This is a genomic window from Stenotrophomonas sp. YJH_SMC_46 (assembly GCF_059370315.1).
Genome location: NZ_JCAFTO010000004.1, coordinates 39,071 through 64,354, shown reverse-complemented (window position 1 = coordinate 64,354; position 25,284 = coordinate 39,071). Strand labels below are relative to the sequence as shown.

At 67.1% G+C, this 25,284-nt stretch carries 22 protein-coding genes; 10 read left to right on the top strand and 12 right to left on the bottom strand.

The features are described 5' to 3' along the window. Positions 1-21: 21 nt before the first annotated feature. Positions 22-729, bottom strand: a complete 708-nt coding sequence (locus AC5P8C_RS13955) for a YceI family protein (protein ID WP_005415047.1) — start codon at positions 727-729, stop codon at positions 22-24. A gap of 86 nt (positions 730-815) precedes the next feature. Next, complete coding sequence (locus AC5P8C_RS13950; RefSeq protein WP_005415046.1) at positions 816-1,406, bottom strand: malonic semialdehyde reductase; 591 nt, start codon at positions 1,404-1,406, stop codon at positions 816-818. A 126-nt stretch (positions 1,407-1,532) separates the two neighbouring features. Here AC5P8C_RS13950 and AC5P8C_RS13945 point away from each other — a divergent pair, with 126 nt between their 5' ends. From AC5P8C_RS13945 to AC5P8C_RS13920, 6 genes are all read left to right on the top strand, one after another. Then, on the top strand, positions 1,533-2,492 hold the full coding sequence (locus AC5P8C_RS13945) for a mitochondrial fission ELM1 family protein (protein ID WP_495218951.1): 960 nt from the start codon (positions 1,533-1,535) through the stop codon (positions 2,490-2,492). A 152-nt stretch (positions 2,493-2,644) separates the two neighbouring features. Further along, on the top strand, positions 2,645-2,875 hold the full coding sequence (locus AC5P8C_RS13940) for a hypothetical protein (RefSeq protein ID WP_005415044.1): 231 nt from the start codon (positions 2,645-2,647) through the stop codon (positions 2,873-2,875). A 48-nt stretch (positions 2,876-2,923) separates the two neighbouring features. Next, positions 2,924-3,775 carry a DUF2145 domain-containing protein gene (locus AC5P8C_RS13935; protein WP_495218950.1) on the top strand — a complete coding sequence of 284 codons (852 nt, stop codon included), beginning with the start codon at positions 2,924-2,926 and terminating at the stop codon, positions 3,773-3,775. Positions 3,776-3,794: 19 nt separating this feature from the next. Further along, the gene (locus AC5P8C_RS13930; RefSeq protein ID WP_495218949.1) at positions 3,795-4,298 is read left to right on the top strand and encodes a hypothetical protein; all 504 of its coding nucleotides are present in this window, start codon (positions 3,795-3,797) and stop codon (positions 4,296-4,298) included. 33 nt (positions 4,299-4,331) lie between these two features. Further along, positions 4,332-4,844: a hypothetical protein gene (locus AC5P8C_RS13925; protein WP_019662190.1), complete on the top strand. Its 513-nt coding sequence runs from the start codon at positions 4,332-4,334 to the stop codon at positions 4,842-4,844. Positions 4,845-4,919: 75 nt separating this feature from the next. Then, positions 4,920-5,480, top strand: a complete 561-nt coding sequence (locus AC5P8C_RS13920; protein WP_019662191.1) for a queuosine precursor transporter — start codon at positions 4,920-4,922, stop codon at positions 5,478-5,480. Between the two features lie 175 nt (positions 5,481-5,655). On the opposite strand, the gene glnE is transcribed toward AC5P8C_RS13920, so the two are convergent. Continuing rightward, positions 5,656-8,451, bottom strand: a complete 2,796-nt coding sequence (glnE, locus tag AC5P8C_RS13915; protein ID WP_495218948.1) for a bifunctional [glutamate--ammonia ligase]-adenylyl-L-tyrosine phosphorylase/[glutamate--ammonia-ligase] adenylyltransferase — start codon at positions 8,449-8,451, stop codon at positions 5,656-5,658. Positions 8,452-8,836: 385 nt separating this feature from the next. Between glnE and scpC the strand changes: the two genes are divergently transcribed. Then, a complete protein-coding gene (gene scpC, locus AC5P8C_RS13910) occupies positions 8,837-10,351 on the top strand; it encodes a succinyl-CoA:acetate CoA-transferase ScpC (protein ID WP_043399952.1) in 1,515 nt (504 codons plus the stop codon). A gap of 134 nt (positions 10,352-10,485) precedes the next feature. On the opposite strand, the gene hglS is transcribed toward scpC, so the two are convergent. The 9 genes from hglS to AC5P8C_RS13865 form a co-directional block, all read right to left on the bottom strand. Continuing rightward, entirely contained in the window at positions 10,486-11,847 is a 1,362-nt protein-coding gene (gene hglS / locus AC5P8C_RS13905) for a 2-oxoadipate dioxygenase/decarboxylase HglS (RefSeq protein ID WP_019662194.1), read from the bottom strand. Positions 11,848-12,011: 164 nt separating this feature from the next. Beyond that, positions 12,012-12,500: a hypothetical protein gene (locus AC5P8C_RS13900; protein WP_019662195.1), complete on the bottom strand. Its 489-nt coding sequence runs from the start codon at positions 12,498-12,500 to the stop codon at positions 12,012-12,014. Positions 12,501-12,531: 31 nt separating this feature from the next. Further along, positions 12,532-13,281 carry an HAD family hydrolase gene (locus tag AC5P8C_RS13895; protein WP_019662196.1) on the bottom strand — a complete coding sequence of 250 codons (750 nt, stop codon included), beginning with the start codon at positions 13,279-13,281 and terminating at the stop codon, positions 12,532-12,534. Positions 13,282-13,365: 84 nt separating this feature from the next. After that, positions 13,366-13,782, bottom strand: coding sequence for an EF-hand domain-containing protein (locus AC5P8C_RS13890; protein ID WP_019662197.1), 417 nt, complete (start codon positions 13,780-13,782; stop codon positions 13,366-13,368). 232 nt (positions 13,783-14,014) lie between these two features. Continuing rightward, the gene (locus tag AC5P8C_RS13885; protein WP_019662198.1) at positions 14,015-14,386 is read right to left on the bottom strand and encodes a hypothetical protein; all 372 of its coding nucleotides are present in this window, start codon (positions 14,384-14,386) and stop codon (positions 14,015-14,017) included. Positions 14,387-14,597: 211 nt separating this feature from the next. After that, a complete protein-coding gene (locus AC5P8C_RS13880) occupies positions 14,598-15,311 on the bottom strand; it encodes a M15 family metallopeptidase (RefSeq protein WP_019662199.1) in 714 nt (237 codons plus the stop codon). Continuing rightward, positions 15,244-16,800 carry a serine hydrolase domain-containing protein gene (locus tag AC5P8C_RS13875; protein WP_495218947.1) on the bottom strand — a complete coding sequence of 519 codons (1,557 nt, stop codon included), beginning with the start codon at positions 16,798-16,800 and terminating at the stop codon, positions 15,244-15,246. The genes AC5P8C_RS13880 and AC5P8C_RS13875 overlap by 68 nt, the downstream gene beginning before the upstream one ends. Before the next feature lie 55 nt (positions 16,801-16,855). Next, positions 16,856-19,879 (bottom strand): TonB-dependent receptor, encoded by a 3,024-nt coding sequence (locus tag AC5P8C_RS13870; RefSeq protein WP_495218946.1) that lies wholly within the window; start codon positions 19,877-19,879, stop codon positions 16,856-16,858. Positions 19,880-19,930: 51 nt separating this feature from the next. Next, a complete protein-coding gene (locus AC5P8C_RS13865; protein ID WP_197597674.1) occupies positions 19,931-21,403 on the bottom strand; it encodes a transglutaminase-like domain-containing protein in 1,473 nt (490 codons plus the stop codon). Between the two features lie 132 nt (positions 21,404-21,535). Between AC5P8C_RS13865 and AC5P8C_RS13860 the strand changes: the two genes are divergently transcribed. The 3 genes from AC5P8C_RS13860 to AC5P8C_RS13850 all read left to right on the top strand — a co-directional run bounded on the left by AC5P8C_RS13860 (position 21,536) and on the right by AC5P8C_RS13850 (position 25,273). Next, positions 21,536-22,975: a C40 family peptidase gene (locus AC5P8C_RS13860; RefSeq protein WP_019662203.1), complete on the top strand. Its 1,440-nt coding sequence runs from the start codon at positions 21,536-21,538 to the stop codon at positions 22,973-22,975. Continuing rightward, positions 22,972-24,066 carry a dipeptide epimerase gene (locus AC5P8C_RS13855; RefSeq protein ID WP_058981456.1) on the top strand — a complete coding sequence of 365 codons (1,095 nt, stop codon included), beginning with the start codon at positions 22,972-22,974 and terminating at the stop codon, positions 24,064-24,066. Before AC5P8C_RS13860 ends, AC5P8C_RS13855 begins: the two co-directional genes overlap by 4 nt. A 358-nt stretch (positions 24,067-24,424) precedes the next feature. Continuing rightward, positions 24,425-25,273: a MurR/RpiR family transcriptional regulator gene (locus tag AC5P8C_RS13850; RefSeq protein ID WP_019662204.1), complete on the top strand. Its 849-nt coding sequence runs from the start codon at positions 24,425-24,427 to the stop codon at positions 25,271-25,273. The last annotated feature ends 11 nt before the right edge of the window (positions 25,274-25,284 follow it).

The window sequence follows — 25,284 nt, the reverse complement described above, 5'->3', positions numbered from 1 at the left end:
ACGACGAGTGAGTGGGGTGCATCAGGCCGCCGGCTTTTCGCCGGTGGCTTCGGTGGTGATGCGGATCTTCACTTCATCGCTGACGTTCGGGGCGTAGGCGCCGACGCCGAAATCGCTGCGCTTCAGGGTGGTGGTGGCATCGAAGCCAGCCGCCGGAACCTTGGCCATCGGGTGCTCGCCGCCGCCGTTGACGGTGACGTCCAGGGTGACCGGCTTGGTGATGCCCTTGATGGTCAGGTCGCCGGTGACGGTCAGCTTGTTGGTGCCGGCCGCTTCCACCTTGGTGCTCTTGAAGGTGGCATCGGCGAACTTGGCGGCGTCGAAGAAGTCGGCGCTCTTCAGGTGCTCGTCGAACTTGGCGGTGAAGCTGTTCAGGCCGCTCAGCGGCAGCTTCACTTCCACGGTGGACTTGGTCACGTCTTCGGCGTTGTACACCAGGGTGCCTTCGACGTTGCCGAAGTGCGCGCTCGGGTTGGAGAAGCCGAAGTGGCTCCACTGCGCCAGCACGTCGGTGTGGCTCGGGTCCAGCTTGTAGGTGCCCGAGGCGATCTTGATCGCTTCGGCAGCCGGCGCGGCAGCAGCGGCATCGGCAGCCGGGGTGGCAGCCTGCTCGGTGGTGGCCGGGGCGGCGGCATCGGCAGCCGGGGCCGCGGTGTCGGCCGGCTTGGAGCAGGCGGCGATGGCCAGGGTCAGGGCCAGCGGCAGCAGCAGTTTACGGGTGGCGCTCATCTGAGGAACTCTCCGGATCGTAGGGTGGGTACACGGTGCAGCAATGGCCCGCCGCGGAACAGCGGGCCCGAAACCGATACAGCGACTTACGCGATGCGCGCCGCTTCGTCGAACGACAGGCGCGGCAGGCGCGGGAACAGGCCCGCCGGATCACCGTAACCCAGGTTGACCAGGAAATTCGACTTGATGGAGGTGCCGGCGAAGAAGGCTTCGTCGACCTTGGCCGGGTCGAAGCCGGACATCGGGCCGGCATCCAGGCCCAGCGCGCGCGCAGCCAGGATCAGGTAGGCACCCTGCAGGCTGCCGTTGCGGATGGCGGCTTCGTGGCGGCCTTCCTGCGGGCCGTCGAACCAGGCCTTGGCATCGGTGTGCGGGAACAGGTACGGCAGCTTCTCGTGGAAGTCCAGGTCGAAACCGATGATGACGGTGACCGGCGCGGCCATGGTCTTGGCCAGGTTGCCTTCGGACAGCGCCGGGGCCAGCTTGTCCTTGGCCTCCTTCGAGGTGACGAAGACGAAGCGCGCCGGCGTGGTGTTGGCCGCGGTGGGGCCCCACTTCACCAGGTCGTACAGTTCCTTCAGCAGGCTCTCGGGGACCGGCTTGTCGAGGAAGGCGTTCTGGGTGCGGGCCGTACGGAACAGCTGATCAAGGGCGGCGGCGTCGAGCGCGTGGGACATCGGTGGATCTCCAGGGCGGCGAAAGGAAGTCAGTGCCCGCGGGCGGCGCGGGGCGAAACGACGAGCCGCAGTGTAGAGTGTCGCGACTGTTGCAACACCCAGCAGGGCTGAAACGAATTAATGCCAATGGTGAAACGATCGAGCGCGCCATGGACGGTCACCGACGGCCGTGCGGGCAATGTCCGCCAGGCGGTCGCGCTGGCCTCGGCACTGCGCCAGGGCACCCACCGACCGCTGCTCCTGCAACCGCGCGCACCCTGGCGCTGGCTGTCGCCGCGGCGCCTGCCCGGCGATGTGAATGGCTATGGCGAGGCCTTCGCGACACTGGCTGCCGAGGCCCCGGCGCTGGCGATCGGCTGTGGCCGCCAGGCCGCCGGTGCCCTGCGCGTGCTGCGCGCACGCGGCAGCCAGGTGGTGCAGATCCTCGACCCGCGCATCAACGCTCGCTATTGGGATGTGGTGGTGGTGCCCGAACACGACGCCCTGCGCGGCAGCAACGTGCTGACCCTGCTCGGCAGCCTCAACCCGGTGGACGATGACTGGCTGGCCTGGGGCCGCGCCGCGTTCGCCGGCTTCAGCACCCTGCCCGGCCCGCGCACCGCGCTGCTGGTGGGTGGACCGACGCCGCTGGCGCCGTGGGATGAAACGTCGATGGTCGGTGTGTTCCGCGCGCTGGCCGACCAGATCCACAGCGAGGGCGGCAGCCTGCTGGCCACCACCTCGCGACGCACGCCGCCCGCCTTGGCCGAGATCCTGCGCGCGACCTTCGCGGACCTGCCGCACGTGATCTGGGGCGACGGCGGCGACGGCACCAATCCCTATGGCGGCCTGCTCGGATGGGCCAACCGCGTGGTGGTGTCGCCCGATTCGGTGAACCTGCTGTCTGAAGCCTGCGCCACGCGCATGCCGGTGATGGTGGCGCTGGCCGATACCGCGCAGGGTCGGCTGGCGCGCTTCCAGCAGCAGCTGCGCGAGCGCGGGCGGTTGCAGGCGCACTGGCTGGACTGGCAGTACGACCGCATCGAGCCGCTGCGCGAGACCGCTCGGGTAGCGGCGGAAGTGAAGCAGCGCCTGGCATTGGGGTAGTGCCGGCCGCTGGCCGGCAACGCTGTGCGCATTACCGAACACCGCCGATGCCGGCCAGTGGCCGGCACTACCGGGATGCACAGCGATTTCTGAACATTTCAATCTGCCCATACCGTTAGAGTCCGGTGCCCCCCACCGGACCGAATGCCTTCATGCGCACCCTGCTCCTGCTGCCCCTGGCCCTGCTCGCCGCGTGTTCGACCGCGCCCACCGAGCTGGACCCGATCTCCTATCAGTGCCAGCAGCAGCTGGACGCGTACCGCGAGCAGCCGGCGCTGCGCGATCCGAAGACGGGCGAGCGCCCGCCGCTGCCGATCGCCCCGATCAGCGATGCCTGCGACAGGGAACTCCAGCGCAAGGGCGTGGATCGCCCGCTGCGCTGAGCAGCGTATGATCGGCGCGCGGGCCTGCCCGCCGCTGAAGGTACCGACATGGATCGTTTTGCCCGCCTGCCCCGTGCCGCGCTGCTGATCGCCAGCCTGCTGGCGACCGCACCGGCCTGGGCCGACAGCACCGCCTGCCGCGAGCGCTACCCGAGCGTGGCGTCGCAGGCGGCGATGCTGGACGTGGCCTGGACCACCGCCGAGCGCCTGGATGCGCTGCCCGATGTGGACGTGGTGGTCGCCGCACGCGGTGGCCAGGATCTGAGCCACTACGGCCTGCGACACAGCCACCTGGCCTTCCTGCTGCGCGAGGACGATGGCCGCTGGCGCGCGATGCACCTGCTCAACCGCTGCAAGACCGACAGCTCGCAGCTGTACCACGAAGGGCTGGGCAACTTCGTCGGCGAGAGCGGCGGCCATACCGACCTGCGCATCGGCGTGCCGGCGGCGCCGCTGCGTGCCGCGTTGAAGGCGATGCTGGTGTCGCCCTCGATCCAGCCCAAGGCGCTGCACGAAACCAGGTACAACGTGGTCGCCTACCCGTTCGCCACCGACTACCAGAACTCCAACCAGTGGATGCTGGAGGTGCTGACCGCGGCAATGGCGCAGGCCGAAGGCGCGCCGGCCATCGTCAAGCGCGAACAGGCCCAGCAGTGGCTGCGCCAGCAGAAGTACCAGCCCAGCGTGCTGCATATCGGCCTGGGCAAGCGCGTGGGTGCGCGCCTGTTCGTGGCCAACGCCACCACCACCGACCATCCGGCCGGCGAACGCATCTCCGGCAACTATTCGGTGGTGACGGTGGAATCGGTATTCGACTTCCTGCACCAGCGCAGCCAACTGCAGCAGGAACTGGTGATCCCCCATGTGCCGGTGGCCGGTGCTGCCGCCGCCACGCCCTGAATCCAGCAAGGAGAACGACATGCGTCCGCTGCTTACCTCTGTGTTGTCGATGGTGATCGTCACCGGCCTGGCCTGGTCCACGGCTGCCCACGCCGAACGCCGCATCGTGATCATCCACGACCCGGGCCCGCAGGGACCAAGCCTGGAAATGTCCACGCAGATGGTGGCCTCGGCCCGCGCTGCAGCGGCCAAGGAAGCGCAGGATGCGGCCGACGCCGGCCGGCCGCTGGCCCGCCCGCAGCAGATCAAGCTGCCGCAGATGGAGGTGAGTGCCATCTCCACTACCGTGGATGGCCGCCGCGAAGTGCTGCTGCGTGATGCCAACGATCCGCAGAACACCGCATCGATGCAGTATCCGCGCGGCGTCGGCGACCCGGCCGTGCAGTTCACCGTGGGCCAGACCGTGAATTTCGAGCCAACCGGCAACGACCAGGGCTGGCAGCTGAAGGACAACCAGGGCCGCCCGCTGGAGTACCTGCCCGAGGCCACCGGCCCGCGCGATATCTTCGATACCCGGCGCTGAGCCGCCGTCTCCCCCCCTGACCAGGAGGTCTCCATGTTCCGTTGCCTGCGCGTTCCCGCTTCTGCATTGCTGCTCTCCGCGCTGCTGGTGCCCACCGTCCATGCCGGCGCCGCGCCGCAGTTGAACAGCAGCGAGGCCAGCGTGCTGATCACCTCACTGATCGTGGTCTCGGTGCCGCTCGCTGCATCGGCGGGCCTGTCCGAACTGTCCAAGGCGCCGTTCAAGGCCAGCGAACGCAACGGCCGGGCCACGCGCACCAAGGCAGTGCCGCTGCCGCCGATGGAGGTGAAGAAGGTGGAGACCACGCCGGAGGGCGAGCGCCAGGTACAGCTGCAGGTGCCCGACAAGGCCGATCAGACCGCCACCCTGCGCTGGCCGGCGCGCGTACATGAAGACCAGACGGCGGCCTTCGTGGTCGGCCAGCGGGTGCATTTCGAGCCCACCGAGGCCGGTGCCGGCTGGACCGTGAAGAGCGCGCAGGGCCAGGCCCTGGCTTACGTCCCCACCGCCTACGCCGCCGGTGACGTGATGAGTGAAGCGCTGTAAAGCTGAACGACCGTTTTTGGTTTTGCCACGGCCCGGGCGGATAATGGGTGATCCCCTTTCTCCCCCTGGCTCGCCATGTCCGTGCGTCCTGCCCCTCTGTTTGCCCCGCTGACCCCGCGCGCCCTGGTGCTGGCGGTACTGGCGATGGGCGCGGTGGTGCTGCTGTCCAACGTGCTGGTGCAGTACCCGATCAACGATTGGCTGACCTGGGGTGCCTTCAGCTATCCGGTCGCGTTCCTGGTCAGCAACCTGATCAACCGCCGCTTCGGCCCGGGCCCGGCGCGCCGCGTGGCGTGGATCGGCTTCGCGGTGGCGGTGTTGTTGTCGATCTGGGTGGCCACCCCGCGCATCGCCATTGCCTCCTGCTCGGCCTTCATCGTGGCCCAGCTGCTGGACATCACCGTGTTCGACCGCCTGCGCCGCGGCAGCTGGTGGCGCGCACCGATGGTGGCCACGACCTGCAGTGCGACGGTGGATACCACCATTTTCTGGTCGATCGCGTTTGCCGGCTCCGCGCTACCGTGGGTGAGCTGGGCCGCCGGCGACCTGGCAGTGAAGCTGGCGATCGGCGTGTGCCTGCTGGCCCCGTTCCGCGCGCTGCTGTGGAAGATGGCGCCGCTGCGCGCCACCAGCTGACCGCCATTGCCCTGGTAGGTGCCAACCTTGGATGGCACATGAGCACGGTAGGTGCCGACCGTTGGTCGGCACGCTCCATCAGAGTTCATCACCGCTGACAGATTGTGCCGACCAACGGTCGGCACCTACCAACAGCGGATCATCCCCGGGCAATTGCTCTAATGGGTGCACCCACTCACCCGAACGGCAATGCCGCCGCTCTGCACGCCGCCGTAATCGCCGCACACGCGTCTTCAATCGCGGGCGTGGTCGGTGCCAGTCGCGGGCGCCGGTCCAGCGTGCAGGCCAGGCCTACGTCGAGCAGCGTGGCATGCGCGGTATGCAGTGCCTGCGCGGTGGCACCGGGCAGGAAGCCCGCAACCGCCAGCGCATCTATCAACGACGGTGTATCGCGCGGCTGCAGCAGCGCGGGATGCTGCGCACTACGCGCCAGCACGCCGGTCTGCAGCAGGAACTCCAGGTCCACCACGCCACCGGCACCCTGCTTCAGGTCCAGTCGCGCAGCATCGCTGCGGTCCAGTTCGGTGCGCATGCGGCCACGCATCTTCAACACATCGGCATACAGCGTGGCCGGATCGCGTTCGCGGCCCAGCGTCTGCGCACGCACCTGTTCGAAATCGGCCAGCAGGCTGGCATCACCGGCCACGCCGCGTGCACGTACCAAGGCCTGGTGTTCCCATGTCCACGCGCGTTCGCGCTGGTATTCGGTGTAGCTGGCCAACGAAGACACCAGTGAACCCTTGCCGCCATCCGGGCGCAGGCGCACGTCGATGTCGTACAGACGGCCGGCGGCGGTGACCGCACCGAGCAGCGCCATCACCTTCTGCGCCAGCCGCGCATACCAGCGCCCCGGTTCCAGCGGACGTGCGCCATCGCTGGCCTCCACGCCGGCCGGATTGTCGTGCAGGAATACCAGGTCCAGGTCGGAACCGAAGCCCAGCTCAAGCCCTCCGAGGCTGCCGTAGCCGATGATCGCGAAGCGCCCACCAGGAATCACGCCGTGTGCCGCGCGCATGTCCGCTTCGGCCATCGCCAGCACGGTGGTGACCACCGCCTGGGCCAGCTCGGCCAGTTGCCGCGTGCTGTCCACTGCGCCCTGGCGACCGTCCAGCGTGGCCATCGCCATGCGGAAGCTGAGCGCCAGCCGCGTCTCGTTGAGCCAGCGCAGTGCGAATTCGGGGTCTTCCACCGCCAGCACCTGCTGGCACTCGGCCAGCATGCCGGCCGCATCGGGCATCGGCCCGGACACGCGCACGTCCAGCAGTTCGTCCAGCAGCAGCGGGTACGCGGCCAGCCGCTCGGCCAGCAGCGCGCTGCGCGCCAGCACATCCACCAGCCGCGCCAACGCGCTCGGTTGTTCGTCCAGCAGCGCGAGATAGCTGGTCCGGCGCAGCACCGCCTGCAGCAGGCCAAGCACGCGCTTGAGCGCGGCATCGGGTTGCGGCGAGCGCGTGGCCGCATGCAGCAGCGCCGGCAGTACGCGATCCAGCCGTGCACGTGCGGCGTCGGACAGGGACTTCACGCCGGTGCCCTGGGCGAAATCGCGCAGCGACTGATCGGCGCCATTGGCATCGAGGAAACCGGCTTCCGCCAGCAACGGCGCGTCGCTGCCCTCGGGCAGGCTGCGCCAGTAGTTGGCCAGCGCGTCGGGCGCAGCCTGGCCCTTGCGCGGCGCCAGCAGCGCGGCGAATTCAGTACTGACCCGCTGCTGCTGTTCGGCCAATGCCGCGCGCAGCACGTCCCAGTCCGGGTAGCCGAGGCCGACGGCGATGCGCTCGCGGTCCAGTGCATCGCTGGGCAGCACGTGGGTCTGCGCATCGCGCAGCATCTGCAGGCGGTTCTCAAGCCGGCGCAGGAACAGGTAGGCCTCGCGCAGCGCACTGCCGTCCTCGGGCGCGATCTGCCCCGCAGCCACCAGCGCGTCCAGCGCCACCAGCAGGCGGCGCTCGCGCAGCGCAGGTTCGCGGCCACCGCGGATCAGCTGCAGCGCCTGGCACAGGAACTCGATCTCGCGGATGCCACCGGCGCCGCGCTTGATGTCTTCGTGCAGCTCGCGGCGCGCGACTTCGGCGGTGATCGCCGCCTTCATCTCGCGCAGGCCGTCGAGCGCGGTGAAATCGAGGTAGCGGCGGTACACGAACGGGCGCAGGGTCTGCAGCCACGCCTCACCGGCGGCGATGTCGCCGGCTACCGCGCGCGCCTTCAGCCATGCGTAGCGCTCCCAGTCGCGGCCTTCGCGCTGGAAATACTGGTCCATCGCCGCGAACGACAGCGCGACGCGGCCGGCGCTGCCGAACGGGCGCAGGCGCAGGTCGACGCGGTGGCTGAAGCCATCGACCGTGGTTTCGTCCAGCAGCTTGGCCAGGCGCTGGCCGAGGCGTGCGAAATACTCTTCGGCGGCCAGCGCGCGCGCGCCGTCGGATTCGCCGCCGTGCGGGTAGGCGTAGACCAGGTCCACATCGGAACTGAAGTTGAGCTCGCCGCCGCCGAGCTTGCCGAGGCCGAACACCACCAGCTGCTGTGGGGTGCCTTCGCCATCGCGGACCACGCCGTGGCGTTGGGCGAATTCCTGCTGCAGGGCGTCCAGTGCCAGCCGCAGGCAGTCTTCGGCCAAAGCGGTGGCGCCGGCGAGGGTCTGCGGCACGTCGTCGAGGCCGACCAGGTCGCGCCAGATCAGCCGCGTGGACATGGCGGTGCGCCAGCGCCGTATCTGCGCCGGCCAGTCGCTGGGCTGTAGCGGATCGAGCACCGGCGCCGGGATCGGCGGGCAACCGGGCGCGGCCAGCTGCGCCAGCAGCGCCGGTTGCCGCACGAGGGTGTCCAGCGCGAAGTCACTGGTCACCGCCAGCCGGGTCAGCAGCGGCAGCAGCTCGGCAGGAACGGGCTCGGGCAGGACCTGGGCCAGGCGCGCCAGGGCGCGGTCGACAAGGGGCTGCAGCGGGGCGGGCAGGTCAGCGGGGGCGAGGGTCATGGGCGGATTGTATCGACCCGGTCGGGACGCGACGGACCCGGTAGTGCCGGCCGCTGGCCGGCAGATCCCATGATCCTGCCGAAGGTTGCTGCAGTTGCCGGCCAGCGGCCGGCACTACCGATAATGGAGGCCGCGCATTCATACTGGGCGACAGGCAGTAAAAAAGCCCGCTTGCAGCGAACTGCCAGCGGGCTCTGCTCCCTCCCCCACGTCGGGATGCAGGGCCATCGTGCGGGCTGCGAAAGCACTTTGCACGCTGCACTGCAAAACAAAACCGGCGGGTATGGGTGAGCCCTCCGGGGAAAAGCCATTCCACGAAGGTAGAACCCCCCGTACGGATGAGGATGGCCGATAATCGGAATTCCCCCCAGCAACACTTGTCGTCATGTCTGTTGATCGCATCGCCAACGCGCGTCTCCGTGACCGCGTGGTCTCCGCAGAGGCCGCAGCCGCGCTGATCCAGCCCGGTGAAACCGTGGCCATGAGCGGCTTTACCGGCTCCGGGTATCCCAAGGCCGTTCCCGTGGAACTGGCCCGCCGCATCGAAGCGATGCATGCCCAGGGCCAGCCCTTCCAGATCAGCCTGATGACCGGCGCCTCCACCGCGCCGGAACTCGATGGCGCGCTGGCCAAGGCTGATGGCATCGCCATGCGCATGCCGTTCCAGAGCGACCCGGATGCGCGCAACCGCATCAACGAGGGCAAGCTGGATTACATCGACATCCACCTCAGCCACGTTGCCCAGCACGTGTGGTTCGGCTTCTACGGCGAGATCGATACTGCGGTGATCGAAGTCTCGGCCATCCGCGAAGATGGCTCGCTGGTGCCCTCCACCTCGGTCGGCAACAACAAGACCTGGTTGGACCTGGCGAAGAAGGTGATCGTCGAGGTCAACGAATGGCAGCCGGCCGGCGTCGACGGCATGCATGACATCTACTACGGCACCGCGCTGCCGCCGCACCGCAAGCCGATTCCGCTGGTGAACGCCAACGACCGCATCGGCGACACCGCGCTGCGCTGCGACCCGGACAAGATCGTGGCGGTGGTGCGCACCAACGGCCCGGACCGCAACAGCCCGTTCAGCCCGATCGATGCAACCAGCGAACAGATCGCCTCGCACCTGATCGAGTTCCTCAAGCACGAGGTGAAGAAGGGCCGCCTGCCGCCGAACCTGCTGCCGCTGCAGTCGGGCGTGGGCAACATCCCCAACGCGGTGCTGGCCGGCCTGGCCAAGAGCGGTTTCCGCGACCTGGCCGCGTTCACTGAAGTGATCCAGGACGGCATGCTCGACCTGCTGCGCGATGGCGTGCTGAGCTATGCCTCGTGCACCGGCTTCGCGCTGAGCCCGCAGGCCAACGAGACGTTCAAGGAGAACATCGATTTCTACCGCGAGCGCATCATCATGCGCACGCAGGAAATCTCCAACCACCCCGAACTGGTGCGCCGCCTGGGCTGCATCGGCATGAACGGCATGATCGAGGTGGACATCTACGGCAACGTCAATTCGACGCACGTGATGGGCACGCGGATCATGAACGGCATTGGCGGTTCGGGTGACTTTGCCCGCAATGGTTTCCTGTCAGCGTTCCTGAGCCCGTCCACCGCCAAGAACGGCACCATCTCGGCGATCGTGCCGATGGCCAGCCATGTCGATCACACCGAGCACGATGTGTCGGTGATCGTCACCGAACAGGGCTTGGCCGACCTGCGCGGGCTGACCCCGCGCAAGCGCGCGCAGGTACTGATCGACAACTGCGCGCACCCGGATTTCCGGCCGCAGTTGCAGGATTACTTCGACCGTGCCAGCCGCGAGAGCTACGGCAAGCACACCCCGCATCTGCTGCCGGAAGCGCTGTCGTGGCACCAGCGCTGGCTGGATACCGGCACGATGAAGGGCTGACGCCCGCGGCTGTAGAGTCGAGCCATGCTCGACTCTCCATCCCAGTGCAGCCGAGCATGGCTCGGCTCTACAAAGGGGCCGCTCCGCAGAATCCCTGTAGAGCCGAGCCCACGCTCGGCTCCACGGCAAGCGGTTTACCCGCGCAGCGCCGCCAGCGATTCGGCCTGCAGCCGCTCGTAGATCTCGAACTCGTCGTTCACCGCCACGCCCAATGCCTGCTCGAAGGCCTCGCGGTTGGCATGCGCGGCATAGGCGCGCTGTTCTTCGCCACCCAGGTTCGACTGGAAGATGCCCGCGGCGCTGACCGGCAGGAAATCCTCGTAGACGATCGGGTCAGCCGTCGCCAGGCCGGCGGCCACCAGCACTTCAGCGGGCAGATCGGCCACGCGCTCCGGCGCGGCGCGGCCGGCGTCGGTCAGCTGGTAGCGGTAATACCCCAGGCCTTCCTGGCGCAGCGTGTCATGGTCATCCGGGAAGCTGGCGAACACCGCCTGCAGGCGCTGGCCGTAGTCGCCGCCGGTGCTGCCTTCGCCACCGGCGTCGCGGGCCTGCGACAACAGTTGGTCGTACAGCGCGCGGCCCTTCGGGGTCAGCGCCAGGCCGCGTTGTTCGATCTCGCCGAAGCGCGCGGTATGCGTGCCGGCGTCACCACCTTCGGCATCCGGGAAATGAACGGCTTCTTCCAGGGCCTTGAAGCTGGTCTGGCGCAGCAGGATCGGGCAGGCACGGCGCGGCGGACCTTCGATGACCGCCTTGGCCGCCATGCCGTGCTCGATCATTGCCGCCTGCGCCGCGTCGATGTCCAGCGTTCGCGGGGTCAGGTGGTTGATGTGCGGGCCACGGAAGCTGACCACGTCGGCCACCAGCCGGTGCGCGTTGTGCAGCGCGCGGTAGGTCGGCAGGTCGACCGTGGCGTCACCATGCCAGCGGAAGGTTTCCAGTGCTTCATCGACGAAGCGCTCGGCATCGGCCTGCGACAGGCCGCCGTCACGCTCGGCCTGCTCGATCAGTGCCAGTGCGCCGTCGGTAAAGATGCGGCGGCGTGACAGGATCTTCGCCGACTCGGCACGCAGCGCTTCATCCTCGATCAGTTCCAGGCGCAGCAGCGAGGTGAACACGCGGAACGGATTCTGTGCCAGCGCCGCGCCGGTGAGTGGGCGGAACGCGGTGGAGTGCACCGGCACGCCGGCCACCGACAGGTCGTAGTAGCCGACGGGGTACATGCCCATCACCGCGAACAGGCGGCGCAGCGTCGCCAGCTCCTGCGCGGTGCCGACGCGGATCGCGCCATGACGCTCTTCATCCAGCCGCGCACGCTCGTCGTTGCGCTGCAGCTGCGCGGCCAGCGCCGGGTCATTGGCAAGCACCTGCGCGTTGATCCGCTCCACCAGTTCCACCAGCGTGCCATACAGCGGAACTTCGGTGCGGTACATGCGGGACATGGCCTGCGCAAACAGGCGGCGGATCACATCAGGCGAAACGAAAGAGGCGCTCATCAGTCACTCGATTACGGAAACGGGGAACAGCTCGGAACCGTATTGTCGCCGGAGCGCCCGGCGGCGGCGATACGCAGAGCAACATAAGGAAACCGGTAGTGCCGGCCGCTGGCCGGCAACCTCCGGATGCCTGGAATGGTGCAGGCGCCGGCCAGCGGCCGGCACTACCGCTTGAGCTGGCGCTTCAGGGTGGCATCCAGCGTGATCGGCCGGTCCCAGTGCTGGTAGCTGGCCACGATGGCATGGCGCACAGCCCGGTAGTGCAGATTGTCCGGCTTGGTGGGCATGCGCTTGACCAACGCCTCCCAGCCGCCCTCCGGGTCCTGGCTGAAGGCACGCACGCTGTCGCGGCAGGTCTGGCCACTGGCCTTGGCCCAGAAGCAGGCGAAATAGATGTCTCCGGCCTGCCAGCCGTGGGTGGTGAACAGCGCGCTGATGTAGCCGCGCGGCACGTCGGCATAGCGCGACACTTCGTCGAGGAAAGCGTCGGGGTAGCGTTCGGCGTAATGGTTGATGTCCCGCAGCTGGGCATCGACCCAGCTGTCGCCGGTGTCCACTTCGTAGGCGCTTGAGCGCTCGGCGGTCTGCTGGGCCAGCACGGTGGCCGGCGCCAACAGCAGGGACAACATCAGCGCGCGCAGTCGGTGGTTCATGCCCCGATTCTGCCGCAGCCGACGGGCCCTGTCAGGCCGCAGCGGCCTTGGCCTCGATCGCCGCCAGTGCGGCCGGCCAGTCGTGGGCGGTATCGGCAGTGACCATGCGCGGTTCGTCGTCGGCCACGCCATGCTGGGTCTCGTGGGCCCAGGTCACTGCGTACGGGGTATGCACGCCCCAGCCACCCAGGGTGACCACCGGCTCGATGTCCGAGCGCAGCGAGTTGCCGACCATCACGAAGCGCTGCATCGGCAGGTCGAATTCGGCCAGCACGCGGGCGTAGGTCTCCGGGTCCTTCTCGGAAACGATCTCGATGCGCGGGAAGAGCTCGGCCAGGTTGGCGACCTTGATCTTCGATTCCTGGTGGAACAGGTCGCCCTTGGTGATCAGCACCACCGGGTAGTGCTCGGCGATGGCCGCCACCGCTTCGCGCACACCGTCGATCAGCTCGACCGGGTGGCGCAGGGTGTCGTGGCCAATCTCCAGGATGCGCTGGATGTCCTTGGCCTCGATGCGCTGGCCGGTGATGTCGATGGCCGCTTCGATCATCGACAGGGTCATGCTCTTGACGCCGTAGCCGAAGGTGCCCAGGTGGCGCTGCTGCACTTCCAGCAGGTGGCGCGCGGTCTGGGTGTCATGCACGTCGACGTAGCGCGACAGCAGGTCAAGATAATCCTGCTCGGCCTTGCGGTAGTAGTCCTCGCTCTTCCACAGCGTATCGTCACCGTCAAAACCGACCAGGCCGATGGCGCGCGACGGCGCAGGCGTGGAGGTGTTCATCGTGCAAGGATACAGGGGCCGTGGTGACGAAAAAAACCCGGGCGGCCGAAGCCGCCCGGGTTCCCATACGCCCCGATACAGGTCTTACCTGCCCTGCGCACCCTGCGCTGCGCCGCCGGCGCCGGCCTGCTGGGCGGCCACATAGGCCTTGTACTCATCGGCGCTCAGCTCACCGTCCTTGTTGGTATCGGCCTGGTCGAACACCTGGGCCAGGCCGGCGTTCACCTGCGCCTCGGTCTTGCTGATGGTGCCGTTGCCATCGGTATCGATGCTGGCCCAGGTCTGGCCACCGCCGTTGGCCTGGGCCGAGGCCGCTGCGGCCGCATTGGTTGCCTGGTCAGCCGCCTGGCCCGCCTGTGCCGCTGCCTGCTGCGCCTGGGCGGCCTCGTTCTGTGCCTGCGCGGCCTGCTGCTTGGCCGACTGGGCCATCGCCGGGATGGCCAGCACGCTGCCGGCGGCGACGATCAGGGCGATCAGGGGCTTGCGGTTGCGAATAGTCATCAGGGGTGTCTCCTACCGATTGGGTGGTGTTGCGCGGCGTGTTGATTCCGCACGGCACCTACCCTGCCACCGCGTTTCTGAATCGATTTTGCGCCGCGATCGGCGCCCACACGCGCGATTAACCACTGGCCTCCACGCATGCTTTAGCGCGGTGGTTAGGGTGAAGTGAGTGGCTCATAAGATGCGCATTCAGCGCCTCTGCATTTAACCGGCAGGCAACGAAAAACCTGCGTCAGTCGACGGTTTTTTCCGATGACCGCGAACTGAACAACACCCATGCAAGAGCAACACCGGCGAGCGCACCGGCGATTTCCAGCACCACACGGCTGCCGAGCTCGTTGGGATCGTGGATGGTGGCCAGGAAGATGCGCGCGTACAGCGGCGATTCCAGCCGCACGATGCCCATGTAGAACAGCTTCCATGCATCGATGCCGGCGGAGATGATCACGGCGATGACGCAGGACCAGCCGATCGCATGCCCCGCTGTCCAGTGCAGGAGCCGGCACAGCTGCGACCACAGGAAGTACACCAGCAGCCCGACCAGCATGGCGATGGCGCCAGCTTCCAGGGTACCGAGCAGGCCGAAGTGCAGAGGAAGGTTCATCGGGTGGGCAGGGATGAAGAGGCGGCCAGTGTAAGGGATCTGCCCCGGACCCGATCCGGTAGCCACAGTAGATCCACGCCATGCGTGGATGAATCTCCATCCAAATCGAATATCTCGACGATTGAACAAGGAGCAGCCGAGCATGGGCTCGGCTCTACAACGGACCACGCGGGAAACTGTCAGAGGCGGGGCGGTGCCCTGCCGATACCGCCTAAAGCACTGGCACGTCGTACGCGGTGCCGGAATCCGGTTCGGGCTGCAGGGTGTAATGCCACCACTCCTGCGGATAGTTGACGAAGCCACGGCGCGCCATCGCCTGCACCAGCTGCTGGCGGTTCGCCTGCTGCACAGTGCTCAGCCCGCTCGTCTGCGTATGCGCACGTGGCCCGAAGAAGTCGAAGTCAGTGCCCATGTCCAACGGCGCACATGCACCGCTGCGGCAATCCAGCAGGCCCAGATCCACCGTGGCACCGCGGCTGTGGCCGGAGCGCTCGGCGATGTAGCCGTCAGCCAGCAGGCGTGGCTTGTCCAGATCCGGGTACTGCTGCGCCTTGCGCGAGAGCTCGCGCGGATCGTTCACCCAGGCCATGAACGCCTGCACCGAACGCACCGGCCGGTAGCAGTCGTAGAGGCGCAGGCCGAAGCCATCGGCGCGCAGGTCCTGTTCCACCTGTGCCAGTGCCTTTGCCACCGGCGCCAGCAGATAGCACGATGGCGCCTCGTAGCCGGGCACGCGCGCACCGGTGAAGTTGTTGGCACTCGCATAGCGGATATCGAGCTCGATGCGCGGCGACAAAGTGCGGATCTCCACCAGTCCGGCGCTGGCCGCGTCGGTGGCCGGTGAAACGCGCGGTGGCTCAGCGGCGCCGGTGGTCGCCGCCAGGGCAATCGCCAGTACGAGTGAAATGCAGGTCCTGGAAGTCATAGCTGAAGTCGATGTCCGGATCGATGGCGCGCAGGTCCAGTGTCGGTGCCGGGCCCTCGCCCGGCCGCAGCCACGCCTGTGCATCGTCACCCAGCGTATCCCAGCGCAGCAGCCAGCGCCCCTGCAACTTCAGCACGGCCGCCTGCAGCGCTGGCGACTTGTCGACGCTGAAGCGCAGGCCGTCCTTGCCCGGGCACAGCGAGGCCGGGCCCAGCCAGGGATCGGCGTAGCGGCCCTGCCAGCGCTGCAGATCGGAAGCCGCGAGTCGCTGCGCAGATGAAGTCACAGGTCGCTGATGCCCGGTTGCCGCACGAGCGGCCTGGTCCGCCTTCAGTTCGGCCAGGTATTCCATCGCCGGGCGCGCATCATTGGGGGCGGTGAAGCGTTTCAGTGCGGCCTGCATCAATGCCGTGCGCGCATCCTCGCCTTCACCGTTGATCAGCATCACCACGCCCACCTTGCGGTCAGGCAACAGCGCCAGCGACGAGTACATGCCCGACAGGGTGCCGGTGTGCGCCACCTTCCACTGCCCATCCATGTCCGACACCCGCCAGCCATAGCCGTAGCCATAGAAATGCGCGTTGTCCCAGCGCCGCTGGCGCTCGCCCAGCGGCATGGGCATGTGCAGGGTCCACAGCGTGCGGCGCTGCTCAGCGCCCAGCCATTCCGGCACCAGCGCAGGATCCAGCAGCACCTGCATCCAGCGCGTCATGTCGCGCAACGAACAGCGGATGCCCCCAGCCGCCATCGAGGGTTGGTCCGGGCTGATCGCTCCATCGGCGTTCACCACTTTATTATTGCGATCACCGCGCCGGGCATGCGGCTGCGCCACGTTGCCCACGCGCTTCACCGACCACGCCCCCACCTGGCAGCGCGTCATGCCCAGTGGTTCGAACACCTGCTCGCGCATCAGCTGGTCGTACGGCTTGCCACCCGCTGCCGCCGCCACTTCCCCGGCCACCACGTACATCAGGTTGTCGTAGGCGTAGCGGCTGCGGAAGCTGCTGACCGGTTTCAGGTGCGCCAGCCCCGCGATGATGTCCGCACGGGTGAACGCGTTCGGTTCCGGCCACAGCATCAGGTCACCGGCGCCCAGGCCCAGGCCGCTGTTGTGGATCAGCAGGTCGCGCACCTGCATCTGCTCGCCCACCCACGCATCGTGCATGCGGAAGCCCGGCAGATATTGCTGCACCGGATCATCCCAGCGCAGCTTGCCCTGCTGCACCAGCCGCGCCAGCAGCGCGGCGGTCATCGCCTTGCTGTTGGAGGCGATCTTGAACAGCGTGTCCTGGTCGATGCGGCCGCCGTCGCCACGCGCGCCTTCGGCGTGGCGATAGACCACCTGCCCGTTGTCGACCACCGCCATGGCCAGCCCGGGCAGGTGCTCGTGCTGGACCACGGCGGCGACGTCGGCATCGAGGGAGGCGATATCGGTCGGCGAAGCGGACGGTGCGGCCAGTGCCGCCGCGACGATCAACAGGTGGTACATGCGAGCAGCCCCTCCATTGCCCGCGCCGTCACGGTGGGCGGCGCGGATCGTGGCCTCAGAAGTTCCAGGTCACCACCAGCTGTGTATAGCGAGGGGCCTGCCAGCGCGTCCCGGTGGCGAACGTCGCTTCGCGGTACTGGCCGGGCTGCGCTTCATAGCGCTGGTGCACGTTGATGGTCTTCTGGTTGTTGAACAGGTTGTACACCGACAGCCGTGCACTGAGATCGATGCCCTCCACCGGCAAACGCCAGGTCACGTTGGCGCCCATGGTCCAGGTCCACGGCAGGCGACCGAACGCACCGCGTGGGCTGTACTCGAACTGCCGCTGGTTGTACGGGCCGGAACAGTTGGCCACGCACAGCCAGCCGGTACCACCGCCGCTTCCCTCGCTGGAAGTACTGCCACCGGCGATGGAATCGTTTGGCCACATCACGCCGTAGGCAGTGATCGGGCCACCGGACTGCACCTGCAGCGTGGTACCGAACGACCATTGCTTGTTCAGCGCGTAAGCGGCACGCAGCTTGAACTGGTGGCGGAAGTCGTTGAACAGCACGCCATAGCGCTCGTTGGTGGCCGGATGGTCCCAGAACTGGACCATGCCGGTGTCGCCGTAGTTGGTATCGGAATTCACCGGGCCTTCGAAATTGCCCTCGCTCTTCGACCACAGGTAGGACGCGTTGAACATCCACTTCTCGTCCCAGGCACGGTCGATCTGGAACTCCAGTGCCTTGTAGGTGCGCTTGGGCTTGGAGTAACCGATCACCTCGCCGCTGCCGCCCTTCCGATAGCCGCTGTTGGCGGTGTCAATGGTGATCCAGCCTTCGTTGGCGCAGCCGATGCTCTTGTCGCCCCAGATCGTCAGGCTCTCGCCCGGGTTGGCGATCGGCCACAGCGTGCTGGGGGTCGGGCCGCACGGGGTGTAATTGATGCGGATGTCGTCCAGCGCACGGGTCATCCGTCGATAGGTGGCGTTGACGCCCCACGACCATGCCTGGTTGATCATGTTCTGGAAGCCCAGGATGTACTCGTCCTGGTAGACCGCCTTGAGGTCGCGATCCACACTCTGGCGCAGGTCGGCACCGCCGGTGTTCATGCGGGTGTCGGTCGGGCCGATCTGCTGGCCGACGATCGGTGCCATGTACGGTGAGCCTGTCGGCGAGGTTTTCCGCTCCCAGCCGTTGAGCACGTAGTAGCTGTATTCGTCAGTGAGGCCACCGGCGAAGTTCACGTTGATGTTGTTGGTGACCGGCAGGTAGTAGCGGCCAGCGTTGCCGAACAGCTTGGTGCTGCCGTCACCGCGCATGTCCCACGAGAAGCCGACACGTGGCGCGATCAGGTCGTCCATCTTGATGAACGCCTTGCCGGCGGCGGTGCGGTTTTCGAAACGGTCCCAGCGCACGCCGAGGTTGAGCATCAGATTCGGCGTGATGTTCCAGATGTCCTCCACGTAGAAGGCATTGGCTTCAGTCTCGAACGTGCCGCCCGATTTGCGGTTTCGCGCACGCAGCATTTCGGTAACGCCCGCCGGCACGTAGGCGTTGGCGCCATCCCAGACTTCATCGCCCGGTCGCGCCACGTAGGCGGTATAGCTCAGTTCGGTCGGACCGGGGTAGCGTGTGGATTGCTTGGTGGTCATCAACTCACGGTCGACACCGAAGCGCAGCAGGTGGTCACCCAGCTGCCATTCGAAATCCAGTCGCGCCACGTCACGGGTATCGTCACGCTCGGCCACTGCCGTGCCCGTGGGGTGGCAGCCTGCGCGCAGGCCCTGCAGCTTGCCCAGGCGCGGGCCGTAGGTACTGTCGGTGAACACGGGGCTGCAGGCCTGATCCAGCGATGAATTGGTGAACGCACGCTGGTTGTTCTGGCCGACCATGGCGCGCGCGGTGAAGTTCTGTCCGAAGTGGCCGGTGTAGGTGGCCGACCAGTTGCGGCCGCCGGTCTCGGTGACCGAATCGCCGCCCCAGGCGCCGAGCTGGTCGGCGTTCCAGTTGTAACCGTACGACGCATTGGTGACATCGCCCTCATCCGAGAACGCCAGCAGCGCCAGGCTGTGGTTGTCGTTGATGTTCCAGTCCAGCTTGGTGCCCCAGAAGCCGTTGCCGGAGTCGTTCTTGAACCAGGTACTGCCATCAGACGAGGTGTTGTGTCCCTTGTCGCTGCGGTCTTCGTACATCGCGAACAGGAACAGCTTGTCCTTGACGATCGGGCCGGAGCCCCACACGTTGGTCTTCAGGAAGGAGTTGTTGTCGCGGCTGCCATAGGAATGCGGGGTGCCGTCGCGGTGGAAATGATCGCCGCCACTGGCGCGCCACGCACTGGGCTCGGCGGTGACTTCAACACCGCCCTCGAATTCGTTGCTGCCCGAACGGGTCACCGCATTGATCACGCCACCGGTGGAGCGGCCGAACTCGACCGAGTAGCCACCGGTCTTGACCTGGAACTCCTTGAAGAAGGCGAACGGCGCGGTGCTGAAGCCGCGACGGGTATACATGTCGGTGACATTCAGGCCATTGATGAAGACCGCATTCTCGGCCACCGATGAACCAGCGAATGACAGGCCGCCGAATGACGAGTTGCCGCCGACCACGCCCGGCGCCATCAGCGCGACCGCAGACAGGTCCTGCGCCACCGGCAGCCGCGAGATCTCCTGGCGGTTGATGTTGAAGGATGTCTCGGTGGAGTAGACATCCACGCGGTTGACCACGCGGGTGCCGACCACCTGCAGCGCATCGAGATTGGTGACGCCGCCGCCACTGGCCAGGTTGACCGTGGTGGTTCCGCCTACTGCCACACTGACAGCAATCTGATCGCCCAGCTTCTGGCCATCGCGGCTGAGCTGCAGCTGGTAGTCACCTACCGGCAGCTGGCCGAGGCGGTAGCTGCCGTCGGCGCCGACGGTGACGGTACGCGTCAGACCCGTACTGTTGCTGACCACGGTCACCTGGTCGCCCGCGGTTGCACGGCCGGCAACTGCGCCGCTCACGTTCTGTGCCATCGCGATGCCGGGCAGCACTACGCCCAGACACGCCCCAAGGGCGACGCACAACGCCGCCCGCTTGATGCTGTAAGCCTTCATCCCCTGCTCTCTCCTGCAAGAATTGAATGGTGTGGAATGCGGTGTGTCGCGCTAGCGTTGCCTGGCTGGCAGTACCCGCCACTGGAAGTCGTAGCTCCATTGGTCGAAGTACAGGTTGCCGCCTGCCCACTCGGCCTCGCCGCGCTGCGAGTCGACCGTTTCCGAGCGGAAGTGCTGCTTGGCCGGCACGAAGGGCTGGCCGAAATCGTCGTTGAAGGCGATGCGGTAGCCGTCGAGGCCACCCAGGTAGAAATCGCGCAGTGCAGGCACATCGCTGGCAAGCGCGCCGGTGGTCACGTCCATCGGCAGCCAGCCATACGGCGCCAGGTAGACCTGCCCCCAGTCATGCAGGTTGTTGTAGCCGCTGCCATCGCCGGAGAACACCATGCCCGACTGCCAGCGCGCGGGAATGCCGTTCATGCGCAGCAGCGCGATCAGCAGCAGGGTCTGTTGGCCGCAGTCGGCATGGCCGGCATGCAGCGCGTAATCGCTGATGTTGCTGAGCGTGGAGTATTCGCGCGCACCGGCCCAGGGAATGCGATCCACGGCAGCAAACAGCTTGCGCAGCACTTCATACGGACGTGTCTCGCCCTGCAGTACCTGGTCGGAGAACAGCTTCAGCGCCGGGGTGAAGCGCACATGCGGCAGCTGCTCGGCCAGATAGGGCTTCAAGGCCGGATCAGCCGGGGTTGGCTGTACCTTGGCCGGGTCGATCGCGGTATGCCGGGCGAGGATCGTGACCGCGTAGCGGATCTCGAAGCGCGTCGGCTGCCCAGCCACTGCCTTGGCTTCCAGGTACGCGGTGCGCTGCAGGGTACTGGCCGGTGCCACCCGCGCCTTGCCCGGGGTGCTGCCCAGCCACTGCACCTGTTCCTGCTGCCCGGGGATTTCGCGCGGGTACGGAATCCACGCGCGGATCGTTTCACCGGCGGGCACCACATCGGATTTCACCGTGAGCGACTGGGTGAATTCGTAGCGCTGCGGCAGTACCGACGCCTGGCCACTCTGTTCGGCCGCGGCAACCACGCCTGCGTGGTGGGCGTTGAGCACTTCGTTGGGGCCCGGAGGCGGCATCGGTGCATCCGTGCGGCGGCGCGCGCGTGCTTCGTCGCTGAGCAGGAACAGGTTCGACGGTGCGCGCTTGAAGTACCAACGCTCGCCATCGGTATCGAGATGCTCGATCAGGCCGAGTTGGTCCCAGCGCGCAAATTCCTCGTCGGTCAGATCGGGAATCCAGCGGCGCACGGCCGCCTTGGCCGCGGCCTCGTCGAGGGAAAAATCCAGGCGGATGCGGCGCATGCGCTCGCGCTGGAAGGTCCCCTCGGTGGTATCGCCTGCCGTTGCCAGCAGCGCTTCGGCATCGCTGAAGCGACCGCTGTCGATCAGGTCGATCACCTGCGTCTGGCGCGCCCGCTGCTGGCTGCTATGCCCATCCGTCGCCTGCGTGGCCGACACCCACAGCAGCAACACGGCACCCAGGCCGGCGGCGGCAGTCAGACGCGGTTTGCGAACGGCAGGATCCACAGCGACACTTCCCCAGCGCGGGTGGTAACGGCTGTGTAACACGGGCCGGGATGTTGGTCAATAATTTATTCTTGCTTTCGGAGCCAAAAGGAATAAATATTCCAACAGGCATTCGAGGAGGGTGTGCACCGCATGAGCCTGGCTTTCCGCGAACGGCACCGGCATTGGCCGCGCCGCTTGACCCTGGCCCTGTGCCTGCTGGCCGCTCCGGCCTTTGCACAGGCGGCCCCACCGCCCGACCCGGGTGCGCCGCTGCCCTATGTGATCGGCCTGCACGAGGCCTATCTGACCCCGCAGTACTGGGCCGCGCGCCTGGACAACGCCGATGCGCCGATTCTGGATCGCGCGCAGATCGAAGCACAGAACGCGCGGATGCGGGCGCAGGACAGCCACATCCAGGACATCGCCGCACTGCCCGCCCAGCTTGATGCGGCGACGGTTCGCGCCAGCATCACCGCGCTGTCGAGCTGGCCCACCCGCGCCCTCTACAACGACAAGGGCCAGGCGATCGCACCCGCGCTGCGCAGCGCGATCGAAGCCACCCTCGGTCTCGATGCGATCCCTGCCAAGGTGGCACCGGCCTACGGGCTGGTGGTGAAGCGCGCGGCACTGCGTACCTTCCCCACCCGCGAGCGGGTCTTCAGCACTGCCGGTGACACCGACATCGACCGCTTCCAGGAATCGGCACTGTTCCCCGGCGACAAGGTCGCCGTGGTCCACCGCAGCGCCGACGGCCGTTGGCTGTTCGTGCACAGCGAGCGCTACAGCGCGTGGATCGAAGCCGACACCATCGCCGGCGGCGACAAGGCCACGGTGCTCGGTTATGGCACGAAGGGCCCTTACCGCATCGTCACCGGCGCGACCGCGCAAACCGCCTACACCCCGGAGGAACCGCGCGTATCGCGCCTGCAGCTGGACATGGGCGTGCGCCTGCCGGTGCTGGCCGACTGGCCCGCTTCAGAACCGGTGAACGGCCAGCAGGCGCACGCCTCGTGGGTGGTGCAGTTGCCGGTGCGCGAAGCCGATGGCCGCCTGAAGCTGGTACCAGCGCTGCTGCCGCGCTCGCAGGACACCGCCGCCGACTACCTGCCACTGACCCCGCGCCTGCTGCTGCAGCAGGCCTTCAAGTTCCTCGGCGAGCGCTACGGTTGGGGCCACGACTACGACACGCGCGACTGCAGCGGTTTCGTTTCCGAGATCTACCGCAGCTTCGGCGTGCTGCTGCCGCGCAATACCAGTGCACAGGCGGTCAGCCCGGCACTGGATCGCCTGCCGTTCACCGACAAGGTCGGCAAGGCACTGCGCGACCGTGCCGTCACCGACCTGAAGGTCGGCGATCTGGTCTACATCCCCGGCCACGTGATGATGGCCATCGGCCACGTCGACGGCCGCACCTGGGTGATCCACGATACGGCGGGCGGCAGCTGGTTCGGTGCCGACGGCACGCGCGTGCAGGCCCATCTCAATGGTGTTTCGGTCACGCCGCTGGAGCCGATGATGGCCAGCGACACCGTCCGCTACATCGACCGCATCACCAACATCCAGCGCCTGCGGGCCAAGACTCCCGAATGAAGATCACCGCCATCGAACTGGGCATGCTGCGCGTGCCGTTGAAGACACCGTTCAAGACCGCGCTGCGCACGGTGGAAACCGTGGAAGACGTGGTCGTACTGATCCGCACCGACAGCGGTAACACCGGTTACGGTGAAGCCCCGGCCACCGCCGTGATCACCGGCGATACGCACGGCTCGATCATCGAAGCGATCCGCCACTTCATCGCCCCGCGCCTGATCGGCCAGGACGTGGTCAACCTCAACCATCTGTGCACGCTGGTGCAGACCGCCATGGAGCGCAACACCAGCGCCAAGGCGGCGGTGGAGATCGCGCTGTACGACCTGTGGGCGCAGCTGCACGGTGCGCCGCTGTACCAGATGCTCGGTGGCGGTGACCCGGTGATCACCACTGACATCACCATCAGCGTGGACTACATCGACAAGATGGTGGCCGATTCGTTGTCGGCGATCGAACGCGGCTTCGAGTCGCTGAAGATCAAGGTCGGCAAGGACATCGGCCTGGACATCGAACGGGTCAAGGCGATCCATGCCGCCGTGGAAGGCCGCGCCCTGCTGCGCTTGGACGCCAACCAGGGCTGGACCGCCAAACAGGCGGTGCATGCGATGCGTACCCTGGAAGACGCCGGAGTGGTGCTTGAACTGCTGGAGCAGCCGGTGAAAGCGGCCGACATCAGCGGCCTGAAGTACGTCACCGACCGCGTCAACACGCCGGTGATGGCCGACGAAAGCGTGTTCAGCCCCAGCCAGGTGATGGACCTGATCCAGCAGCGCGCGGCCGACATCATCAACATCAAGCTGATGAAGACCGGCGGCCTGTCCAACGCGATCCGCATCGCCGACATCGCCGGCATCTACGGCGTGCCGTGCATGATCGGCTGCATGATCGAGTCGAGCATCAGCGTGGCCGCAGCCGTGCACCTGGCCGTGGCCAAGAGTGATGTGATCACCAAGGTTGACCTCGACGGTCCCTCGCTGGGCCAGTTCGACCCGGTCAGCGGCGGCGTGCATTTCAACGAATCGGAGATCAGCATCAGCGACGTGCCGGGGTTGGGCATCACCGAAGTGCGTGGGCTGGAGATGCTGGGTTGATTTCTGCCTTGCGGCTGACGTTGCGTGCCACTGGCGTTGGGTCGCGCGTTACTTTTCTTTTCGCGAAAAGAAAAGTAACCAAAAGAAACGCTCCGCCGGCCGCGAGCCGGTGCTACGCACCGGTTCCCTGCGCTCCTCGGCCCGTCGAGGGACGGCGCGGGAACTCGCTACCCTCAGACACCCGCGCCTCTTCGCCCTCGCCGGACCTGCGGTGCCCGGCTCGCTTGAAGGCGGACTCAACGTCAAAAGCAACAACTGCGCTCCGTAACCTCTTCGAGGCTGGAACCCGCTCGACCCATTCCATGACACGCTCTACGCTGCCAGCCGCAACGCGCCCACACATGCCCGGACACCCCGCATGCCGCCCCTGCTGAAGATCCGCACCGAGCGCGGGCAGATGTCGGCCATCGAGCGCCGCATCGCCGACTTCATCCTCGACAACGCCCACCTGCTGCGCGACTACTCGTCACAGCAGCTGGCCAGTGCGCTCGGCATCAGCCAGTCCAGCGTGGTGAAGTTCAGCCAGAAGCTCGGCTTCAAGGGCTACCCGGACCTGAAGTACTCCATCGGCCAGGACGTCGCCCGCGCCGGTGCCGATCCGCAGCAGGCGCCCGACGAACCCGACAGCGGCGATGACTACCTGCGCCTGGGCGAGGCGCTGCGCCGCAGCAAGGCGCAGGCCGAGGAGGAAACACGCCAGGCCAATCCACGCGCGGAGATCGAGCGCATCGTGCAGCTGCTCGACGGTGCGCCCAAGCTGTTCGTGTACGGCCTGGGAGACGACGGCCTGTTCGCCCGCGAGTTTGCCATGCGGCTGTCGCTGCTCGGGCTGCTGGTGGTACCCCACACCGACCCGATCCTGATGCTGGCCAACCTCTCGGCCGCGCGCCCGGGCGATGCGCTGCTGGTGTTCTCCGAATTCGGCAACCTGCCGCAGCTATCGCAGCTGTCGCGCCAGTTCCAGGACATGGGTGGCAAGATGATTTCCATCACCCGCCATACCGCCAACCCGCTGCGCGCGCATGCTGACGCAGCGCTGGTGGTGTGCGCGCACGATCGCACGCCGCAGGTCGCGCAGCTGCTGTACCGTAGCGCCATGCACGCCCTGCTCGATTTCCTGTTCGTGCTGCTCTGCCACACCAATCCGGACCGCCAGCAGCAGCTTGCGGTGAACCTGGAGCGGATCGACCACCTGCTGGATTCCTGACCGGAGCACCT

Coding starts and splice junctions, on each gene's coding strand:
- AC5P8C_RS13945 (WP_495218951.1), top strand. CDS start 1,533: ATGGTGAAACGATCGAGCGCGCCATGGACGGTCACCGACGGCCGTGCG.
- AC5P8C_RS13930 (WP_495218949.1), top strand. CDS start 3,795: ATGCGTCCGCTGCTTACCTCTGTGTTGTCGATGGTGATCGTCACCGGC.
- AC5P8C_RS13875 (WP_495218947.1), bottom strand. CDS start 16,800: ATGTACCACCTGTTGATCGTCGCGGCGGCACTGGCCGCACCGTCCGCT.
- AC5P8C_RS13950 (WP_005415046.1), bottom strand. CDS start 1,406: ATGTCCCACGCGCTCGACGCCGCCGCCCTTGATCAGCTGTTCCGTACG.
- AC5P8C_RS13860 (WP_019662203.1), top strand. CDS start 21,536: ATGAGCCTGGCTTTCCGCGAACGGCACCGGCATTGGCCGCGCCGCTTG.
- AC5P8C_RS13920 (WP_019662191.1), top strand. CDS start 4,920: ATGTCCGTGCGTCCTGCCCCTCTGTTTGCCCCGCTGACCCCGCGCGCC.
- hglS (WP_019662194.1), bottom strand. CDS start 11,847: ATGAGCGCCTCTTTCGTTTCGCCTGATGTGATCCGCCGCCTGTTTGCG.
- AC5P8C_RS13900 (WP_019662195.1), bottom strand. CDS start 12,500: ATGAACCACCGACTGCGCGCGCTGATGTTGTCCCTGCTGTTGGCGCCG.
- scpC (WP_043399952.1), top strand. CDS start 8,837: ATGTCTGTTGATCGCATCGCCAACGCGCGTCTCCGTGACCGCGTGGTC.
- AC5P8C_RS13895 (WP_019662196.1), bottom strand. CDS start 13,281: ATGAACACCTCCACGCCTGCGCCGTCGCGCGCCATCGGCCTGGTCGGT.
- AC5P8C_RS13855 (WP_058981456.1), top strand. CDS start 22,972: ATGAAGATCACCGCCATCGAACTGGGCATGCTGCGCGTGCCGTTGAAG.
- AC5P8C_RS13850 (WP_019662204.1), top strand. CDS start 24,425: ATGCCGCCCCTGCTGAAGATCCGCACCGAGCGCGGGCAGATGTCGGCC.
- AC5P8C_RS13955 (WP_005415047.1), bottom strand. CDS start 729: ATGAGCGCCACCCGTAAACTGCTGCTGCCGCTGGCCCTGACCCTGGCC.
- AC5P8C_RS13935 (WP_495218950.1), top strand. CDS start 2,924: ATGGATCGTTTTGCCCGCCTGCCCCGTGCCGCGCTGCTGATCGCCAGC.
- AC5P8C_RS13925 (WP_019662190.1), top strand. CDS start 4,332: ATGTTCCGTTGCCTGCGCGTTCCCGCTTCTGCATTGCTGCTCTCCGCG.
- AC5P8C_RS13885 (WP_019662198.1), bottom strand. CDS start 14,386: ATGAACCTTCCTCTGCACTTCGGCCTGCTCGGTACCCTGGAAGCTGGC.
- AC5P8C_RS13890 (WP_019662197.1), bottom strand. CDS start 13,782: ATGACTATTCGCAACCGCAAGCCCCTGATCGCCCTGATCGTCGCCGCC.
- AC5P8C_RS13870 (WP_495218946.1), bottom strand. CDS start 19,879: ATGAAGGCTTACAGCATCAAGCGGGCGGCGTTGTGCGTCGCCCTTGGG.
- AC5P8C_RS13940 (WP_005415044.1), top strand. CDS start 2,645: ATGCGCACCCTGCTCCTGCTGCCCCTGGCCCTGCTCGCCGCGTGTTCG.
- glnE (WP_495218948.1), bottom strand. CDS start 8,451: ATGACCCTCGCCCCCGCTGACCTGCCCGCCCCGCTGCAGCCCCTTGTC.
- AC5P8C_RS13880 (WP_019662199.1), bottom strand. CDS start 15,311: ATGACTTCCAGGACCTGCATTTCACTCGTACTGGCGATTGCCCTGGCG.